Source organism: Pseudochryseolinea flava (assembly GCF_003286915.1).
In the GTDB taxonomy this organism is placed as follows: domain Bacteria; phylum Bacteroidota; class Bacteroidia; order Cytophagales; family Cyclobacteriaceae; genus Ohtaekwangia; species Ohtaekwangia flava.
The window spans coordinates 68,396-88,562 of record NZ_QMFY01000020.1 but is presented as its reverse complement, the minus strand read 5'-3'; the positions used below and the strand labels follow the sequence as shown (position 1 = coordinate 88,562).

The window sequence follows — 20,167 nt, the reverse complement described above, 5'->3', positions numbered from 1 at the left end:
AGCGCACAATCTTGCAAAAGCGACCGCATGAGTGACGAAGATTTCACGCGCCTACATTTTTCAAACTAGATTAACCCAAAAAAAACAAAAAAAGCCGCCTCATGACTTTTGAGACGGCCTCTTTTTTCTTATTAGGGCTTATTGATGGGTATCACAACTTCTCCAACACACGTAATACACCGTTGTTGTTGTTGTCCAATGTCGTGAACTTGGCAACTTTCTTGACTTCCGGGTGAGCATTTTCCATGGCAAAACTGAAATGAGCTTCTCCCATCATTTCAACATCGTTAAGGTAATCGCCGAATACCATGGTGTGCTCGCGGTCGATGCCGAATCTCTTTTGAACAATATCCAACGCACGCCCTTTGTGTGCAAGCTTATGCGATAGGTCGAGCCATACATTTCCAGAGATCTTCACCTGTAAATCATTTTGGTATTCTCTAAAATGCGGATAGGTGTTTTGCTCGGCGCCAGATAAATCACAGATAGCGATCTTTAGATATTCGTCGTCTTCAACGTTGAGCAGATTGTCCACGATCGCATATTCGGCATAATACATCGACAGACGCTCAACAAAGTTTGGATTGGCGTTATCGATGTAAGCGCTTTTCTTTCCACAAAGAATGGTGAGCACATCAGGAAGTTCTTTTGTACGCTTTAATAGATGGTGCGTAACCTCGCGATCCATGGCTTGTACATGCAGTTCTTTGTTTTGATACATCACATAGCTGCCGTTCTCCGCGATGAAAATAATTTCGTTCTGAATCCCAGGGAAGCAAGTGTATAGATTTTGATATTGCCTTCCACTAGCAGCACAGAACATAATACCTTTTGCGCGCATGCGCTCAAATATGGGAAAGAAGTCTGGGCTTAGTTCGTGTTTTGTATTGAGTAGTGTGCCATCCATGTCGGAGGCTACGAGTTTTACGTTTGAAAAATCCATATACATTGATGAGGTCGCAATTTGATAAAAGAATACAAGAAATAAGACCGAAAATTGAAAATGTGCTGAACGGCGATAGATTATTTACAAAATAAAAATCCGAACACGAGGAACTTGCAGGGTGTTGCCTCCAACGTAGCAACCGCTTCAATCAACGTGCAGTGATCCTTCAGTGAAACTGGCCCATTTGCTTTATAAACGATGCATTCTATGAAACAAATACTAGTGTTTTACTGGTGGAATATGGAGAATAATGGGTGCGCAATGAAGTAACATTGGGAGAAACATGTAAATTAATCATACAACCATGAATGAACATCTATAGACCGATGGGAGAACTACTGGGCGCATATGGAGAACATCTATACCTACTCTATCGGATGAAGCCAGGATGATTGGTGAAGTGGGTTAGGCTTCTCCGCTGTGGTTATGACTGGCTATTGGTTGATTGTCCCAAGTTGTCACTGAAGAAGGTGAATTTACTGAAGCAGTCTTACGCCGAATAAATAAGATATCTGGAAATTTATGCTGCAACGTGTAGACATGTCGTTGTTTATTTGATAAGTAAAGACGCTGTTGGTATTATTGGGGGAATGATAAAACGAAAAAGTGGCAATGACCTGCAGGGAATATCGTGAAGGCCGTAATAAGCAGTCAGTCGATATTTTTTCAAACGATGTGAAAAATATAAAAACAAAATAAGCATGCATCCTAAATTTCAAGCGGGCATTAATATTGCCATTAAGATCCCTAAGAGTAAATACGAAAAAACGGTTGTCTTTTATCGCGATGTTTTAAAATTGGAGGTAACCGAAAAACCACTCGATAATCCAACCGTTTCAAGAACACATGAAGTGAAGTTCGGCAACAATGTCATTTGGCTCGATTGCGTAGACAATTACACGCACTCGGAAACGTGGTTGCAGCTTACCGTACCGAATGTAGAAGAAGCTACAAATTACCTTCTATCTAACGGCGTAGAAACTTGTGACGAAATTGAAGAACTTCCAGAAAATATGCATTGGATTCAAGATCCCGCGGGTACAGTATTCAATCTTCAAAGAAGTGAACAGTAATTTCCAAGACACGTGTATTCCTCGCTTGAACAAATCAATTGCAGCACTCTCGTTAGTATTTTTTGTAGTCATTCAAATAACGGCACAAACCATGATGTTTCCAGCGCAATGGATTTTGGTGCAAAGCGCAGCAGGAACGAAAAAAGTAATTGAATTATTCTGCTCTTTCCAATGCGTTGGTGAGCAGTTCGCCAAAGGCACTATCCATTCTGTTTACTTTACCGGCGTTGAATGAAAGTGCGACGCCACCTCCAGGAGGGGAAACGCCGGGCGCTAATCCGAAGCCACCTAAGCTTACATAAATCGCGGTACGATTCTGTTCTCCGGTAAAGGTCATCGACGATCCTGCCATACCTCCTTTGGAAATTTTGATTTCTCCGTCCGGTGCCAAGGTATAGCGAAGGTATTTACCGCCTTCAAGTTCTTTCTTTACGTTGTCGACTTTGAAACTCGTTGTCTTGTCGGTGGATTTGCGTTCACTAGAAAAAATATACACAACGTTCTTCTCCTTTAAGTCGCTATTGGCCGACAGTGTAGGCATATCCGCATAATATGTTTCAAGGATGAGTTCAGCTTGACGACTTCCTTGCGCGCGCGTTACTTTGATCAGCTTAAAACAGTTTGCACCACTTTTCTTAGACTCTTTTTGAATGGTATTGTACAAGTTTTCTATTGTGCCGTTATTATTGTTGCCATAGGCACGAAATGTTCCAATAAAGGCGAGCTTCGCCGTGTCGATCTTGTTGTGGATAAAATGAAATGGAACGTTTATACCTACGCGCTGAAGCGTGTTGCCCTGCACCAATAGTTCAACGTCTTGTCCATACGTCACCACGAACAACATCGACAGTAAAAAAGAAATAGTAAGTTTTTTCATGTTGGTAAATTATTCAAAACTTGGAATAATACTAAACGTGTTCGTCGTGTACGGAAAATCCTGCATGTAGATTTTATTACCGGTGTTCTCGACAGCATAGACGGTGTAAACGGCAACAATTGTGATGGGTATTTCGTGGCCATGAACAAATGTGTAATTTGTATATATCCTTTACCCGTTGTGTATGACTCATGAAAATTACGAAGCTAGGCGTCACGCCGAGTTCCTTACTGTAACTTGTTTGAATTGGAATGCAGTTTTAAAAGACCCGCGGGTCAAGTTAATAATCATTGATAGCATACGATATCTGACGAAGATCGGTCGCATTCGTGTATTCGCCTTTGTGATTATGGACAATCATTTTCACATGATCTGGCAGATACTCGGAAAGCAAGAGCGTCCGGATGTACAACGCGATATGTTGAAGTATACATCGCAGCGTATTTTGAAATTACTACGGACGGAGAATGCTCCACTGGAACATTTAGAGGTCAATGCAAAGGACCGAAAATATCAAGTATGGGAACGTAATTCTTGGAACATTCCCCTATGGTCAGGTCCACGATTGTGGCAAAAAATAAATTACATTCATAATAATCCAGTGAAAGCACAGATGTGCGATACGTGTAAGGACTATCATTTTTCAAGCGCGCGGTTTTATCGTTATAATGATCGAGGATGGGATTTCCTTACGCACGTGGATGGGTGAGTGTTGTTGGTGTTTTCCTTCCCACCATCCGCGCGCAACACCAACAACACAGCCCAGATTATCACTCACGCCATCCGCGCGCAACATCGCTGTCTTGTTGGTATTGTGCGATGGCGTGTGCGATGCAAACACGAACAAATATGATGCATTTTAAAACGTTATAATTGAAGTGTCCAATCGCGTCAGCCGCCATACCACCATTTCCTGTTTGTAACCCATGTGGTGGATAAGCACCAATAATGGACTGCTCCATTCACGATCATATATAAATGTCTATCTGTCCCCCTTTTTAATCGATTTGTACCCCTTGATTACCGTAAAATTCTTTGAAATTTGAAGATAGCATTCGCATTTTTTTATCTATCCCGTGTTTAATCAAATGATGCAATTAAATTTCAAATCAGGTGTTGGGCGTATCTTCCTGCAACTTTCTACGTGCAAGCGTATCGGATTCATGATCGCTTTTTTGGTCGTCACCATACATGTGGTGCATGGACAAGCGATTGCCACGAAGGAAATTACCATCGCAAAAGGTTGGTCGCAGACGAGTGTAAACGCTACCATCTTTCGACGTAACTCAATCGTTTCGCATAACGAATATCAGTACGTTGCGTTTTATGACTCCACAGCGGCCGTGGTTTTGGCTAAACGGAAACTGACGTCAAATGACTGGGAGATTGTTCGCACACGCTATACAGGGAATGTCGCGGATGCGCACAACGTGATCGCTATTGGCGTTGATGCGTTGGGCTATATTCACATGGCGTGGGATCATCATGGCAACCATCTCAATTACTGCGTGAGTAAGGTGCCGGAATCACTGGATATGGGCGACAAGGTGTCGATGATCGGTCAAGACGAAACCAACGTAACATATCCAGAGTTTTATCGCTTGCGCAATGGGAATTTACTGTTTGTCTATCGTGATGGTGCGTCGGGAAATGGAAACATGGTGATGAATCGCTACGATGCGAGCGCGAGGCGTTGGGACCGCGTGCAAAGTAATTTGATAGACGGTGAAGGGAAACGGAATGCATATTGGCAATTGTGTGTAAGTGGTAAAGGTACAATTCATGTTTCGTGGGTGTGGCGAGAGACAAGTAATGTTGAGTCGAACCACGATCTATTGTATGCGAAATCGGAAGATGAAGGTAAGACGTGGCGCAATTCGTCGGGTAAGGCGTATGTGCTTCCGATTCGTGAGGTGTCGGCGGAACGTATGGCTAGCATTCCTGAGAAGAGTGACCTAATCAACCAAACCTCGATAATAACAGATGCTAGTGATAATCCTTACACGGTAACCTATTACCGAAAGCCGGGCGACTCCGCGCCACAATTCTATGTGCACTATCTTAAAAAAAATCATTGGTATTCAACGCGGGTGGGTTTTCGTAAGACAGACTTTAGCTTGAGTGGTGCCGGTTCGCGTAGTATACCTGTTAGCAGGCCGCAGGTATTATTTGATGATTTAAGGCAGAAGCTCGTCGTAATTTTTCGTGATGAAGATTTCGGAGGTAAGGCTGTTATGGCACAAGCTTCCGTGAGAGATTTTCAGTGGGAGATTACTGAGCTCACACGTCATTCTCTTGATCGTTGGGAACCATCGTACGATACTGAGCTTTGGCGAACGCAAAACATCCTTCATTTCTACGTGCAAAAAGTTGCGCAAGGCTCTGGTGAAAAATCCGTTGCTATCCCAGCGCAACCAGTACGCGTGCTCGAGGTGAATCGTCAATAGATTACGTTGGCGTTTTGTTTGCCGGTGGACTTGACTTACATTAATTATCTTAAAGACACGATGAATAGATTTCTTTCTCGCAATGCTGTATGCTTCATGGTATTGCTGTTGCCAATATTGGACTTACACGCGCAAGATGCCCTGATCAATAATATTTACGGACGTGCACGTCAAAGTTTGAATGGCACATGGCAATACATTATTGATCCCTACGAAACAGGATATTACAATTACAGATGGCAGGAGCGTGACGAAAAAGATAGAGAGGCATATTGGAATAGCGATGTTCCTGAAAATAAAACAGACCGAAAGGAGCACGGCTATAATGATCAATACACACTTAATGTTCCGGGTGACTGGAACTCACAGAAGCCGGAGTTACTCTATTATGAAGGTACCGTATGGTATAAACGTTCCTTCGATACACCAATGGTCGGTCGTAATGAAAAAGTTTTTCTTCATTTCGGTGCGGTGAACTATCGCGCTGATGTGTATTTGAATGGTAAGAAGCTCGGTGCGCACAAGGGAGGATTCACGCCCTTCAACTTTCAAATTCCCAAAGGTATGTTGCGCGAGAAGGAAAATTTTCTGGTGATTAAAGTAGACAACAAGCGATTCAAAGATGAGATACCAACAATCAATACAGATTGGTGGAATTACGGTGGTATCACACGTGATGTACATTTAGTTCGTGTGCCTAGTACTTTCATTCAAGATTACGTCGTATCGCTAAAGCACGATAGTAACGTAAAGCAGCACACCGCGGAGGGATGGATTGTCATGAGTGGAGCAAGAACGGGTGAAGGTGTTGTAGAAATTCCCGAGTTAAAGATAAAACAGCCGTTGAAAATTCAGGGCGATACGATTCGTTTTGAAGTTAAGTTGCCGGGTGTAAAACTATGGTCACCGACAACGCCAAAGCGTTATGATGTTGTGATTACCGTGGGAGAAGATGTTGTGAAAGAGAAGATTGGATTTAGGAAAATTCAAGTCGTTGGTAAGCAAGTATTATTGAACGATAAGCCTTTATTCATGCGCGGTATTTGTATTCATGAGGAAATTCCGGAGCAAGTTAGAAGAGCCAACGGCGTGTCGGATGCCGTTCAGCTTTTAAATAAAGCGAAAGCACTGCATGCGAATATGGTTCGCCTTGCACATTATCCACACAATGAAAAGATGGTGCAGGTGGCTGATTCGATGGGAATTTTGGTATGGTCGGAGATACCTGTGTATTGGACCATTGACTTTACAAGTGCAGCGGTGTTGGACAAGGCAAAACAACAGTTACAAGACATGATCACAAGAGATAAAAATCGTGCATCGGTAATAATTTGGTCAGTAGGAAATGAAACGCCGGTAACACCGGAGAGGACGAGATTCATGAGTACTTTGGTGAAGTTTGCGAAAGCAATGGATTATAGTCGCCTTGTATCTGCTGCACTTGAAGTTCATAACGTTAACGGCATACAGATGATTGACGATCCACTAGGTGAATTTACAGACATTGTTTCAGTGAATGAGTATCTCGGTTGGTATGGAGGTTTACCGTCCGATTGTCGTACAGCACAGTGGCAGGTGAAATACGATAAGCCATTGTTCATCAGCGAAACAGGTGCAGAGGCACTAGCAGGTTTTCACGGTGATAGTCTAACGCGGTGGTCGGAGGAGTATCAAGCATGGTACTATCGTGAGCAAGTTAACATGATGAAAAGAATGCCAGATAATTTCGTTGGGCTGTCGCCATGGATCTTGAATGACTTTCGTTCGCCGCGGAGAAACAACCCTGTTTATCAAGAAGGCTGGAACAACAAGGGATTGTACGATCATGAAGGAAAACGCAAGCAAGCATTTTATGTGTTGAAAGATTATTACGATTTTGTGGAAAAAAACTGGCAAACAAAGCCGTTGGTAAAACGGAAGAAGAATTAATAAACGTTGTAATAAGCTATAATCATTGTGTGTATGGAAGAAGCAGGCGCGACCATCTATGACATTGCGAAAGTTTTGAACCTGGCGACATCAACTGTATCGCGGGCACTGAACGACGACCGGCGAATTGCGAAAACTACGCGAGAGCTTGTTAACAAGACCGCCGTAAACCTGAACTACCGGCGTAATCATATTGCGGCTGCATTGCGAAAAGGAAAGAGTAAGATTTTGGGTGTAATCGTTCCTCGAATCGATCGTGCTTTTTTTGCAGAGGCCGTTCATGGTATAGAACAGGTAGCACATGAAGCTGGATATTTTGTTACGATTTGTCAAAGCCATGAGCGCCTAAAAAACGAGATCTTTTCCCTAGAAGCGCTAATGGATGCACGGGTTGATGGGATACTGATGTCGTGTAGTAAGGAGACATCGTCATTTGATCACCTTCAGAAGGTAGTAGATCGCAAAGTTCCGTTGATCATTTTTGATCGGGTGATCAACGAGATGAATATTAATATGGTGTCGATCGATGATTTTGCGGGTTCTTATGATGCAACGAAGCATCTCATTGAACAAGGCTACAAAAGAATTGCGCATTTAACACTCTCTGCAAATGTTGCTATTTATAAAGCGCGACTATCAGGGTATCGCCAGGCGCTACTCGATCATGGAATTGCTGTCGATCCTGAATTGATTGTTAGCAATCATCTACAATTAATAGACGGGATAGAGGCCATGAAACAACTCATGGATTTGCCGAATCCACCCGATGCACTTTTTTCTACAAGTGCGTTGGCAGCTGCCGGTGCAGCACAATACCTGAAGACCTTAGGTATTCAAGTTCCCGGTAGTTTTGGTTTAATCGGATTTAGTGATGAACCATTCACGTCGCTTACGGATCCACCCTTGTCGATTGTGGATCAGCAAAGTTACCGCGTGGGAAATGCTGCTGCGGAACTTTTGCTAAAACAGATTGATGAGGGAGCATTAAAAATACCGAAGCACGTGGTCATCAGACCAACCCTTGTTGTGCGACAGTCTTCCTTGCGATAGTTTTTTTCTTGTTGGGAGTTTAAGTAACGGCGGACTTCGTGCTTACATTCACCCCCAAACTCAAACAAATAGACAGGAGCATACGCTTCCCCTTTTCCATCCCGCACCCTAAATCAGGGACAGTTTTTGAGTGTGAGTCTGAGTATTGAGGGGCTTCGTCTTCACGCTCAAACTCAAACTTGTAGCTGAACATAACCTTCCTTTTTCCATCCCGCACCCTGATCGCGAAGGCTTTTTTGAGTATTGAAATCAAATTGCTTGAAGTGCTGCATTTTTCACAGTTCCTCCGGAAAACGTTTGAAAATGCGTTTAAAACGTTTGAAATGTCTAAGTCACCCCCAAGAAACACGTAATTGACCCCCAATTTCGGCGGGTGTCGGAGATAACTTTGTTCATCGCGAAAAATGAATTCCCAAACGCAAACGCTATGAATAGACTCCATATTGAAACAGACTCCGGGTAGGCGAGACTGCAACGCTTCGACGGACCTCATCCTGGCCTGTTGAAAAATTCAAACCCATTTTATCCTAACCAAGAACCTTATGAGAAAAAATCTACTGAAACTATCGGTTTCGCTATTCGTCGCCATGTGCGGCGTATTGGTTGCCGACCAAACCTGGGCACAAGACGGGAAGACCGTGAGTGGCCAAGTTACTTCTTCTGACGATCAATCCCCGCTCCCTGGCGTTAACGTATTATTGAAAGGTACTAGCAACGGTACCACTACTGATGCGGAGGGAAAATTTTCACTCAATGTACCCGATGACGAAGCTGTCCTCATATTCACCTTCATCGGTTTTCTGCCGAAAGAAATAACGGTAGGAAATCAAACTACTTTCAACCTCTCACTCGATAGCGATATCGCGCAACTATCTGAGGTCGTTGTGGTGGGTTACGGTACACAAAAACGCTCAGACATCACCGGCTCGGTAACGTCGGTTCCTAAAGATCGATTGACGAATCTGCCCGTAACCAACGTCACGCAAGCCCTGCAAGGATCAACGGCGGGATTGCAAATAACACAAGCATCATCTGTCCCCGGAAGTGCGGGGTCAATTCAGATTCGCGGCATTAATTCTATCAACGCCAATACAAGTCCGTTCATCGCATTGGATGGCATGCCATTCTTTGGAACGCTCAATGATATCAACCCCAATGATATATCCTCTATTGAAATTCTTAAAGACGCATCGGCGGTAGCGATTTACGGAACACGTGGATCAAACGGTGTTATTTTAATTACGACTAAACGCGGCGCTAACAAAGATGGAAAGCCGAACATCAACTTCAATGCATACGCTGGTGTAGAGGACATCTCAAATCCGCTTAATCCGATGGGGGCAGAGCAATATGTGCAGAAGTATAAAGACTTTCTTATCGCTAATGGCATTACACAAACAGCGGTGTTGCCAAACCTTGCCGAACGTCAGAACTATGATAGTGGCACAACCACCGACTGGATGAAGCAAGCTACACAAACAGGAAAAATTCAAGAGTATAATTTGAGTGTAAGTGGCGGAACGCAGAAAGTGCAATACTATTTTTCAGCAACACGACTTATACAAGATGGTGTGATCAAAGGTTTTCAATACAATCGTACCACGGTTCGATCTAACCTTGATGCGCAAGTAACGGATGGTTTAAAAGTTGGAATGTCAAGCTTCTTCACCGACAACAACTTTGATGGTGGTCGCGCGCATTTACTGCAGGCTACTGCGATGAGTCCATACTCTGTTCCCAAAGATGCGAATGGCAAATATATTATCTACCCGATGGCGCCTGAGCAGTTGTTTGTTAATCCATTGTTAGGCCTCACTACTGATCGCGATGACGGCAACAAGAATCTTACGGGAAGCGGTTACGTAGAAGTGACACCCAAATTTGCGAAGGGACTGAAGTATCAGTTGAAAGGTTCTTATGTGTACACGTTTGGAAAGGTATCGACGTACGCAGGAAGGGCTGCCAACGACAACAGTGGTACAGCAACCGTGCGCGACAGTACAACCAATAACTGGGTTGTTGAGAACGTGGTGAGTTACAACAAAGACATCAACAAACATCATTTCGATATAACCGGTGTTTATAGTGCGCAAAAAGTTTCGACGCTTGAAACAGAGGCATCGGCAAGTGGGTTTATCAACGACGGTTTGTCGTACTACGATCTTCTGGCAGGAAATTCGAAGAGCGCAAATTCAGAAGCTAATACATACACACTTCTCTCGCAACTCGGGAGAATTAACTACACCTACGATAACCGCTATATGTTAACGCTCACCGCAAGGCGTGATGGATACTCTGCGTTTGGAGCAAACAAAAGCAAGTTTGGTTTATTTCCATCGATGGCCGTTGGTTGGAATTTGCACAATGAAGCATTCATGAGCGATTTTTCTGACGTGGTCTCGCAGATCAAACTTCGTCTCTCGTATGGTAAAACCGGAAACCAGGCGATAGCACCGAATCAAACGTTCACGACGGCGACAACTGTTCAACAACCTTTTGGCGGATCAATCCAAACAGGTGTTCTCTATAATACATTGGGTAATGGAAATCTTTCTTGGGAGTCTACCACGACTTTGAATGGTGCAATTGATTTCGGTCTTTTCGACGATCGTATCACGGGTAGCTTCGAAGTGTTTAAGAGTAAAACCGAAGACATCCTTTTGAGACGCGCGCTTCCGGGAGTCAATGGGTACACCGACATGTGGACGAATCTAGGAAAGATGCAAAACGTTGGTATTGAGCTTACGGTGAGTTCAGTGAATGTTGACAAAGGAGATTTCAAGTGGGAAACGTCTGTCAACTTCTCTACTTACAAAAACAAAATTCTCGAGCTCTATGGCGACGGTAAAGACGACATTGGAAACAGTTGGTTTATTGGAGAGCCATTGCGCGTGATCTATGGTTATGAAAAGATTGGAGTTTGGCAGACAGATGATATCGGCGATTATGATCCAGTTGCAAAACCAGGTGATATCAAATTCAAAGATCAACCGACAGTCGATACGAACGGTGATGGACGACCTGATGCTGGTGATGGTATCATCGATGCAAAGGATAGGGTTATCATAGGACAACGCAATCCGAAATGGTATGGGGGTATTACCAATACATTTCATTATAAAAATTTCCACCTCAGTATTTTCATACAGACATCGCAGGGTGGGATCAAGCGCAATGCCGATCTTACTTATGCCGACGAAGCTGGAAGAAGAAATCTCCCAGAAGGTTTCCAGTACTGGACACCAGAGAATCCCGGCAACTATTGGCCATCGTTGTCGGCATACAAGAACTACCGAGGCTATCATTTTGCGGAAGACTGGAGTTATGTGCGTTTGAAAGACGTGCGTCTTAGCTACAATGTACCGAGTTCATTTCTCAGCCGCTATGGTGTAAATGCGTTGACGGTTTATGCTGCAGGTAGGAACTTGCATACATGGACAAATTGGTTTGGTTGGGATCCGGAGATGAACTATGCTTCTCGAGGTTCTACAGGTGATCAATTAAACTACCCAGTGGTCAGATCTCTATCACTCGGCATCAATCTCTCTCTCTAACACTTAAATACCGACGTATGAATAAATATTATAAGATAGTGATGTGTTTCAGCCTTATGTTGGTGAGCATATCCTGTAGCGAATCGTTTCTTGACGAAGAGGTATTAGATAAGTATGAACCCAATGTATTGAAAGATAAACTTGGCTTCGATGCTTCAGTAGTGGGTATTCATCAGCACTTTGCTACGTTACCCAAGAGTTCCAACGATCAGACCATCATCAACATGTGGCATATTGGAACAGATATATTGTGGGCGCCAGCAGGGCGTTCTAATGGCGATGCACGTCCATACTTCGACTATACTCAGTTAAATGCTTCCGACGCTGCGGCACTTAAAGTGTGGCGTTACCTGTATAAGCTTATTAATAACGCGAATGATTTGATCGCCGGATCTCAGCTTGAGATTGTCGGAATGACACCAGCGGATCGCGCACTGTACGAAGCAGAGGCGAAATTTTTTAGAGCCTATGCCTATGATATGCTTGTTACGCTTTTCGGTGGTGTTCCTTTAGTAACAGAACCAACGGTAACGCCGCGTACCGACTACACAAGAGCATCTGTTGCCGCGGTGAATGCGTTGATTGAAGCAGATCTACTCTTCGCTGTTGAAAAACTTCCCAACATTGGCTCCGCTGCACGCGATGGTAGAGCAAACAAAGCAATGGCAAGACAACTCCTCGGCACGGCGTATTTAAGAATGAACGAGAATGCGAAAGCTGAAGCACAGCTGACGGAAATTATCAATGGGAACAGTGGTGCGCTTAGTCTTATAAAGAATCGATTCGGTACAAAGGCAAATAATCCCGGCGATCCTTTTTCTGATATCTTCATTTTTGGAAACCAACGTCGCAGTCAAGGTAACACGGAAGTGATTTGGGTGCTTGAGAATGAAAATCCAACGGACAAGCCTTACAGCACGGATTCACCACAACAGCGAAGAAATTGGGGAGGAGGCTATTATGATATCGCGGGGATGTTGCCTGCAGATTCATTGGGTGGTCGTGGGATCGGACGTACACGTCTCAACAACTGGGTTCTGTATGGTCTTTACGAAGATGGCGACATGCGTAACTCGAAGTACAATCTTCGCCGAGATTTCTGGTTCAACAGCACCGATGCAAATTATAGCACGATTAAAGGATTGAAAGTTCCTTATGGTGTTGATACTGAATTTACGCTGGCTGATGGTAAGAAGACAAAGGTTCTTGCTGCCGATACCGTGTGGAGATTAGCGCCCTATATTACCAAATGGAATTTCTTTGATTCAAGAGATACATTCGGTTATGGCACATGGAAAGATTTTATTCTTATGCGACTTGGTGAGACATATTTACTTCGTGCGGAAGCACGGTTCAAACAAAATAATTTAAGTGGCGCTGTTGCTGATGTGAATGAAGTTCGTAACAGAGCCAATGCAACGCCAGCAGAAGAAGGTGACATGACGTTGGATTATATTCTCGACGAGCGTGCACGTGAGTTGATCGGTGAAGAGAATCGTCGTTACACGCTTGTTCGCACCGGCACGCTCGTGAATCGTGCGAAGACGCTTACCGGAGTTGGGGCGTTGGCCAACGGAAATATTGAAACAACAAACGGCCTCGAGGCGAAACATTTGTTACTTCCTATTCCACAATTGGAACGCGATCTCAACAAAGATGCCGATTTAGGCCAGAATACGGGCTATTAAAGATACAACCTGCGGGTTGGCTTGGGTTAAAGAGGCTCAGTGAATAAATTCACTGAGCTTTCTGTAATTTTCTAGTTAAGTAAATATTAGAGACGTGAAGAATAGTTATCAACCAAAAAAACAAAAGCTGATTTTGATCAGCGCAATTATTTTATCTGTTGTTGCAACGTCCGGCCTATGGGCTGGTGTGATCGTTGACCTCTTTTCGAAGAAGACAATTGTTACGCAAATGCGAAAGGTCTGTGACTGGCAGTTGGCCAATCCGGTGTCGTTTAATGCGAAGAACGAAAATGACTGGGCACGCGCTGCATTTTACACCGGTGTGATGGCCACCTACACCACGACGCAGGATGCTAAGTATGTAGATGCTGCAATCTCTTGGTCCGAATCTTTTCATTGGGAACTCGCTGAACGGTTACGACATGCTGACGATCATGCGAAAGGACAAACCTATTTGGAGATCTATGCCATTAAAAAGGATCCGAAGATGATTGCCGACATTCAGCATACCTTCGATTCCTTGATTGCCAATCCGAAACCTGGTCGAGAAGACTGGTGGTGGTGTGATGCTTTGTTCATGGCGCCGCCGGTATTAGCAAAGCTGCATTCTGTTACAGGCGATGATCGTTATGTCAAATTTCTGAACACCATGTTCTGGGATACACACGAATTTTTGTACGACAAAGAAGAACATCTGTTCTATCGCGATCAATCGTATTTCAACAAGAAAACACCTTCAGGAAAGAAAACTTTTTGGGCACGTGGCAATGGGTGGGTAATGGCAGGCACCGTTCGTGTTTTACAGTTCTTGCCAAAGACTGATCCTCACTACAATCGCTATGAGCAATTGCTGAAGGAGATGGCAGCATCAGTGAAGGCCATTCAAAGCAAAGATGGCCTGTGGCGCCCTAGTCTTCTCGATGAAAACGAAGTACCACATCCGGAAACAAGTGGCACCGCATTTTTTTGCTACGCACTCGCTTGGGGAATCAATCAAGGTATACTGAATAAAAGTGAATATCTCCCTGTGGTGAAGAAAGCCTGGCAGGGTTTGAATAGTTACGTTACACCTGAAGGAAAATTGCAATGGGTTCAACCTATCGGCGCTTCACCAGACAAGGTTGTGATTGATAACTATCAGGAATATGGAGCCGGTGCATTTTTACTTGCCGGTAGCGAACTCTATAAGATGAAGTAAGCTCACGTGTGGCGCGAATAATTATACGAAGATGATCAGAAGGAATTTTTTGAAGGGCTTTTCGCTGCTAGGAGCAGGAAGCACGTTGACACCCTTGTTTGGTTTCAGAACGCCCGATTCCCCAACAGCGCAGGAGTCGGATCGTGATTATTGGATTGCTATGCTTACGCGAATTACGCAACCTGTACTTGATGCATTGCATCGTGATCGTATCAAAGAATTGATGCCTGTAGAATCTCACGTTGATGCAACATTCAGAAAGGAGGTTACTTACCTTGAAGCGTTAGGAAGAAGTCTTGCCGGTATTGCGCCGTGGCTCGAACTGGGTGCCGATACGACGGCCGAAGGAAAAATGCGCGACAAGTTTATCCAACTGTCCGTGGGCGCAATTCGCAATGCCGTTACGCCCACGGCAAAAAGTTTTTTGAACTTCACGCGTCATGGACAACCACTGGTAGACGCCGCATTTCTCGCACATGCATTAATTCGTGCGCCAAAACAATTGTGGGGTAATCTCGATGAAGTCACTCGACAACATTTGGTGACTGCCTTGAAATCAACGCGGGCAATTAAGCCCTACTATTCTAACTGGCTTTTGTTTAGCGCCATGGTTGAAGCAGCGCTGCTAAAGTTTACAAACGACTATGATCCTGTACGCGTCGACTATGCACTTCGATCACACGAGGAGTGGTACAAGGGAGATGGAATGTACGGCGATGGCCCGGAGTTTCATGCCGACTATTACAACAGTTTTGTAATTCAACCCATGCTGCTCGATATCTGGAAAACTATTTATGAAGTTAGGTCCGAAGGAGCAGAGCAGTCAGCGCGCATCGTTAAACGCGCACAGCGCTTCGCAGAAATTCAAGAGCGTATGATTTCACCTGAGGGAGCATTTCCTCCGCTGGGGCGTTCACTTGCCTATCGATGCGGAGCGTTTCAACTGCTCAGTCAGATGGCGCTACAAAAACAATTGCCGAATAGTGTTACGCCCGCGCAAGTAAGAAGTGCGCTTACGGCTGTAATCAAAACAACAATGGATGCACCTGGAACTTTCGACACGAATGGATGGCTACGTATCGGACTTGTCGGGCATCAACCGGAGATAGGAGAACATTATATTTCTACGGGCAGCTTATATTTGTGTAGCGTGGCATTCTTACCCCTCGGCTTAAAAGCGGACAATGAATTTTGGAATGCTCCTGGCATAGCTTGGACCAGCAAAAAAGCTTTTGCAGGTCAGAAATTTTCAATTGATCGGGCGATATAATCAAGACCATGTTGCGAATACACGTTGCGCAGATACATGTTTACTTTTCGTGGCGATTAATCTTTTTGATGATCGTCGGTGGAACGTTCACGACCTCTGCGCAGCATATCACCAACAAGATCATTAAAAAGTATAGCATCCAAGATGGATTGTCGCAAGCGGTTGTCAATAGTATCGAGCAAGATGATAAAGGCTGGATGTGGTTTGCGACCGACGATGGATTAAATCGATTCGATGGATACTCATTTACGACTTTCAGATTTGATAAGAGTGGTCCCAATGGATTTCATGACAACTTTGTACAGCGCCTGCTAAAAGACTCACAAGGAAGGTTGTGGGTGTCTTCTCGTCGCGGCCTGTACTTATTCAATATCTCTACACAAAGGTGGAAAGTTTTTCGAAGAGCAGGGTCCAGCAGCAGCAACAATAATGATGTAGCGTATATCGCTGAAGGTAGTGATCACAAACTTTGGATAGGATGGTACTTCGGCGGTATCGGTTTATTCGACCCAACGAAGCTCGCCTACGACAATACAAAAAAGTTTGATGTCAATAGCACCGCGACAATTGCTGTGTTTGAAGATAGTTACGGGTATGTTTGGTCTGGGACGCAGAGCACTGGTCTCGATGTTTTTAGAATGCGTTCTGATAAAACGTATGAGAAAATTCACGCGTACTCGTCGGGCGATTTTCTTCCCTCACGGTATGTAAAGTGTTTTCTTGAAGATCATCTCGGCAATATCTGGATCGGTACAACGAAGGGGCTAGTGCTTTTTATCCGGGCGGAAGGGAGATTTGTTACGCTGGATAAAATTCTGCCGGGTGAACGCGGCGCATTTTCGTTACTAGAAGATAAAGACAAGAATCTCTGGATAGGTACACAAGGGAACGGTATTTATACCGTCGATCTGCGCGATTTCGACGGCAGAAGGATCGACCGATTGAAATCACATCACATTACGGCACTCGACCAATTTGATATTTCACAACATACGATTCGATCACTGTTTCAAGACCGTGATAAAAATATTTGGATCGGTACGCACGGTGATGGCGTATTTATGGTTAGCGACGAAGATAAAAACTTCTTGAAAGTAGAAGTCAAACGAAATAACGGCCCGGCTGAGAGTATGGTTTCGTTTTACGGACTGTGTAATGATGATGATGGGAATATCTGGGCGGGAACTGATTCAAGAGGCATCTATAAATTTACATCCGACGGAAAATTACTGCATCATTATGAAGCCGATGGTAAACCTGGAAGTATTGGCGACGACGTCGTGTACAGTGCGCTCCGTGATTATCATGGTAATCTATGGTTCGGTACTTATTTGCATGGTGTGTATCGTTATGATAAAATATCAAATACGTTCGAACACTATCAACGTTCAGCGTCAGATCGACCAGTGCCACTCGGCCACCGCGTGTCTTTTCTGTTTGAAGATTCTCATCATAACATATGGGTAGGCGCAACGCGCGGCGGCCTCAGTATGCTCGATCATGCTACCAAAACTTTCAAATTAAACCGTGATGTTCCGGTATTCGGCACGATCGATGTGCGCGCGATAGTAGAAGACAAAAAAGGTCGACTATGGCTCGGGTGTTATGGTAATGGATTGCTCTCCTACGATCCAACAACAAAAGTGGTTGAGAATATATTTACAGGAACAGACTCAACGAATCTCCTGCATAGCAATGTTGTGCATGCCCTCGCCATTGACGGCGACAACGTACTGTGGATTGCAACCGGTGGTGGCGGACTAAGCGCCTACGATTTAAATAGTAAAAGCTTTAAGCGATTTACCGAGGAAGATGGCTTAGTAAGTAATACAGTGTTTGGTGTTCAAATTGACGATCAACAAAATGTATGGTGCAGTACGATACGCGGGATATCAAGGTTGGAAAGCGAGACGCAAACATTTTTTAACTACACCTCAGGCGACGGAATTCAGCAAGGGCAATTCAACGCCGGCTCATCTTTAAAAAATTCATGGAAGGGATATATTTGTTTTGGCGGAACGTATGGCTTCAACCTTTTTTATCCACAAAAAGTCAGCAATAGCAAGCTCGTTCCAGATGTGAAGTTGTCAGGATTTCGATTGTTCAATAAGCCGGTGAAGATCGGTGGAACAACGGAAGATGACGTGCTTCAAAAAGTAATCGATGAAACGGAAGAGATCACGTTGCAACATGATCAAGCTTCTTTTACGTTCGAGTTTACGGCACTCGATTATAGTGCGCCACAAAAATGTGAGTATGCATACAAGCTTGAAGGATTCGATGTAGACTGGAATTTTGTTGGCAATAATCGCACTGCATCTTATCGTTATTTACCTCCGGGGAATTATGAATTTAAGGTTAAAGCTGCTAATCAACCGAATTCGTGGCCGACTAAATACGCTCATGTTAAAATCAATGTACAATCGCCTTTATGGAAAACTCCGTTGGCTTACCTGGCTTACGGTGTTGTTTTGATTGGTGGTGCGTGGATTGTGTACGCCAATCGTAGGCGGCAGCTGTATTTAAAGAAACGTGTAAAGAGCGAGAAGAATAAAAGAAGACGTGAACGGCAATTGGTTCAAGATAAGCTTGCATTCTTCACGGAAGTCTCTCATGAGTTCAAAACACCTTTAACGTTGATCATCGGTCCGTTGGAGGATATGATGTCGAAAGAGAATGGCGAATCTCCCAGCGGGAAGAAACTTCGGATGGTGCACAAGAATGCGCACAAGCTGCTGTCGCTCATCAATAAGTTGCTAGACTACCGAAAGATTGAATCAGGTAAAATGGTACTTACGCTTAAACAGATCGACATTGTACCGTTTGTGGAGGAAATCTTTGTAAACTTCCGAGAGCTTGCAAATCGTCCGAACGTTCATTTTGAATTTTATACAGAAGAGAAATCTATTTATACGTGGGTCGATCCTGAGAAAATTGAAATGGTTGTCACCAACATTGTCTCCAACTCATTTAAGTATATCGGCGAAGGAAATGCGATCAGTATTACGGTTAAAAAACAAATTGAAGCTGAGGATACCGAGTTTGTTTGCATCGAGGTAAAGGACAATGGTGTTGGAATCGAGCCTACTCAAATTCGTTACATATTTGATTGGTTTTATAAAGGCAACGCCAATAGTCAAATTAGTACAGGTATCGGCTTGGCATTGGCGAAGAAGCTCATTCAACTTCATCAAGGGGAAATTGCGGCGCACAGTACCGTTGGTGTAGGTACGGTGTTCACGATTAAAATACCATTGGGTAAGGATCACTATCAACTAAACAATGTTATTTTCGAACAAGAGAGCCCGTATGAGATAGAAGCCGAGTCTCATGATCATGAGGAAGAACTCGATGAATCTTCCAGTCATGGAAAGAAAGGTCTGAAGACTGTTCTTCTGGTAGAAGATGACAATGAAGTAAGATCGTTTTTGAAAGACTATTTAGGAGCAACGTATCGTGTGATAGAAAGTAGCAATGCAGAGCACGGACTAACCCTTGCCTATGATCATAATCCTGATCTGGTTGTGAGCGACGTGATGATGGAGAAGATGGATGGCATCGAGTTCTGTCATACATTAAAGCATAATATTAAATCGAGTCATATACCGGTTGTGTTGCTTACGGCGCGGTCGGCACATCATCATCATAAGGAAGGCTTAGAGACTGGTGCAGATTCGTATATAACAAAGCCTTTCAGTCCGGAAATACTTTCGCTGACCATCAACAATCTCCTACAAGCAAGGGAAAATTCCAAACGCTACTATCGAACACTTTTCTTCAGCGATGAGACACCGAAGATTGCTTCTGCAGATGAAAAATTACTGCAAACTATCTATGATGTTGTTAAAGTGAATATGGACAACGCCGATCTTAGCGTCGATACACTCAGTCAGGAATTAGGGCTAAGCAAAACGCTGGTGTATCGAAAGATCAAACAACTCACGGGGCTTTCGCCGATTGAGTACATTCGATCGTTGAGAATTTCAGAAGCAGCGAAATTGTTACGAACCCAAAAGTACAAAGTCTACGAAGTCGTTTATTTGGTCGGTTTTTCTGATATCAAATATTTTAGAAAATGTTTTATTAAGGAATTTGGTTATCCACCGTCTCAACTTCTCGATAAATAAAATGCTTC

At 43.9% G+C, this 20,167-nt stretch carries 13 protein-coding genes; 10 read left to right on the top strand and 3 right to left on the bottom strand.

Annotated elements, in window-relative coordinates; genetic code table 11:
• Window positions 1-151: 151 nt before the first annotated feature.
• Window positions 152-943: an HAD family hydrolase gene (locus tag DQQ10_RS24950; protein WP_112749668.1), complete on the bottom strand. Its 792-nt coding sequence runs from the start codon at window positions 941-943 to the stop codon at window positions 152-154.
• A 704-nt stretch (window positions 944-1,647) separates the two neighbouring features.
• On the opposite strand from DQQ10_RS24950, the gene DQQ10_RS24945 reads away from it, so the two are divergent.
• Window positions 1,648-2,019 carry a VOC family protein gene (locus tag DQQ10_RS24945; protein WP_112749667.1) on the top strand — a complete coding sequence of 124 codons (372 nt, stop codon included), beginning with the start codon at window positions 1,648-1,650 and terminating at the stop codon, window positions 2,017-2,019.
• A gap of 154 nt (window positions 2,020-2,173) precedes the next feature.
• On the opposite strand, the gene DQQ10_RS24940 is transcribed toward DQQ10_RS24945, so the two are convergent.
• Complete coding sequence (locus tag DQQ10_RS24940; RefSeq protein ID WP_112749666.1) at window positions 2,174-2,896, bottom strand: hypothetical protein; 723 nt, start codon at window positions 2,894-2,896, stop codon at window positions 2,174-2,176.
• A 184-nt stretch (window positions 2,897-3,080) separates the two neighbouring features.
• Here DQQ10_RS24940 and DQQ10_RS24935 point away from each other — a divergent pair, with 184 nt between their 5' ends.
• Complete coding sequence (locus DQQ10_RS24935; RefSeq protein WP_112749665.1) at window positions 3,081-3,605, top strand: REP-associated tyrosine transposase; 525 nt, start codon at window positions 3,081-3,083, stop codon at window positions 3,603-3,605.
• Between the two features lie 61 nt (window positions 3,606-3,666).
• Here DQQ10_RS24935 and DQQ10_RS24930 read toward each other — a convergent pair whose 3' ends face one another.
• Window positions 3,667-3,858, bottom strand: coding sequence for a hypothetical protein (locus tag DQQ10_RS24930; protein WP_112749664.1), 192 nt, complete (start codon window positions 3,856-3,858; stop codon window positions 3,667-3,669).
• Between the two features lie 126 nt (window positions 3,859-3,984).
• Between DQQ10_RS24930 and DQQ10_RS24925 the strand changes: the two genes are divergently transcribed.
• The 8 genes from DQQ10_RS24925 (at window position 3,985) to DQQ10_RS24885 (ending at window position 20,159) form a co-directional block, all read left to right on the top strand.
• Window positions 3,985-5,343 (top strand): BNR repeat-containing protein, encoded by a 1,359-nt coding sequence (locus DQQ10_RS24925; protein ID WP_221409792.1) that lies wholly within the window; start codon window positions 3,985-3,987, stop codon window positions 5,341-5,343.
• A gap of 60 nt (window positions 5,344-5,403) precedes the next feature.
• A complete protein-coding gene (locus DQQ10_RS24920) occupies window positions 5,404-7,272 on the top strand; it encodes a glycoside hydrolase family 2 protein (RefSeq protein WP_221409791.1) in 1,869 nt (622 codons plus the stop codon).
• Window positions 7,273-7,305: 33 nt separating this feature from the next.
• A complete protein-coding gene (locus tag DQQ10_RS24915) occupies window positions 7,306-8,322 on the top strand; it encodes a LacI family DNA-binding transcriptional regulator (RefSeq protein WP_112749662.1) in 1,017 nt (338 codons plus the stop codon).
• 542 nt (window positions 8,323-8,864) lie between these two features.
• Window positions 8,865-11,876: a SusC/RagA family TonB-linked outer membrane protein gene (locus tag DQQ10_RS24905; protein WP_112749660.1), complete on the top strand. Its 3,012-nt coding sequence runs from the start codon at window positions 8,865-8,867 to the stop codon at window positions 11,874-11,876.
• Between the two features lie 17 nt (window positions 11,877-11,893).
• On the top strand, window positions 11,894-13,564 hold the full coding sequence (locus tag DQQ10_RS24900; RefSeq protein ID WP_112749659.1) for a RagB/SusD family nutrient uptake outer membrane protein: 1,671 nt from the start codon (window positions 11,894-11,896) through the stop codon (window positions 13,562-13,564).
• Between the two features lie 94 nt (window positions 13,565-13,658).
• Window positions 13,659-14,762 (top strand): glycoside hydrolase family 88/105 protein, encoded by a 1,104-nt coding sequence (locus DQQ10_RS24895; protein ID WP_112749658.1) that lies wholly within the window; start codon window positions 13,659-13,661, stop codon window positions 14,760-14,762.
• 31 nt (window positions 14,763-14,793) lie between these two features.
• Window positions 14,794-16,032: a DUF2264 domain-containing protein gene (locus tag DQQ10_RS24890; protein ID WP_112749657.1), complete on the top strand. Its 1,239-nt coding sequence runs from the start codon at window positions 14,794-14,796 to the stop codon at window positions 16,030-16,032.
• A gap of 8 nt (window positions 16,033-16,040) precedes the next feature.
• Entirely contained in the window at window positions 16,041-20,159 is a 4,119-nt protein-coding gene (locus tag DQQ10_RS24885) for a hybrid sensor histidine kinase/response regulator transcription factor (RefSeq protein WP_112749656.1), read from the top strand.
• The last annotated feature ends 8 nt before the right edge of the window (window positions 20,160-20,167 follow it).

What these genes read in the sequence shown, in the direction of transcription:
- DQQ10_RS24900 (WP_112749659.1), top strand. Translation starts at nt 11,894, where the DNA reads ATGAATAAATATTATAAGATAGTGATGTGTTTCAGCCTTATGTTGGTG.
- DQQ10_RS24950 (WP_112749668.1), bottom strand. Translation starts at nt 943, where the DNA reads ATGGATTTTTCAAACGTAAAACTCGTAGCCTCCGACATGGATGGCACA.
- DQQ10_RS24890 (WP_112749657.1), top strand. Translation starts at nt 14,794, where the DNA reads ATGATCAGAAGGAATTTTTTGAAGGGCTTTTCGCTGCTAGGAGCAGGA.
- DQQ10_RS24930 (WP_112749664.1), bottom strand. Translation starts at nt 3,858, where the DNA reads ATGGAGCAGTCCATTATTGGTGCTTATCCACCACATGGGTTACAAACA.
- DQQ10_RS24885 (WP_112749656.1), top strand. Translation starts at nt 16,041, where the DNA reads ATGTTGCGAATACACGTTGCGCAGATACATGTTTACTTTTCGTGGCGA.
- DQQ10_RS24940 (WP_112749666.1), bottom strand. Translation starts at nt 2,896, where the DNA reads ATGAAAAAACTTACTATTTCTTTTTTACTGTCGATGTTGTTCGTGGTG.
- DQQ10_RS24925 (WP_221409792.1), top strand. Translation starts at nt 3,985, where the DNA reads ATGATGCAATTAAATTTCAAATCAGGTGTTGGGCGTATCTTCCTGCAA.
- DQQ10_RS24935 (WP_112749665.1), top strand. Translation starts at nt 3,081, where the DNA reads ATGACTCATGAAAATTACGAAGCTAGGCGTCACGCCGAGTTCCTTACT.
- DQQ10_RS24915 (WP_112749662.1), top strand. Translation starts at nt 7,306, where the DNA reads ATGGAAGAAGCAGGCGCGACCATCTATGACATTGCGAAAGTTTTGAAC.
- DQQ10_RS24945 (WP_112749667.1), top strand. Translation starts at nt 1,648, where the DNA reads ATGCATCCTAAATTTCAAGCGGGCATTAATATTGCCATTAAGATCCCT.
- DQQ10_RS24905 (WP_112749660.1), top strand. Translation starts at nt 8,865, where the DNA reads ATGAGAAAAAATCTACTGAAACTATCGGTTTCGCTATTCGTCGCCATG.
- DQQ10_RS24920 (WP_221409791.1), top strand. Translation starts at nt 5,404, where the DNA reads ATGAATAGATTTCTTTCTCGCAATGCTGTATGCTTCATGGTATTGCTG.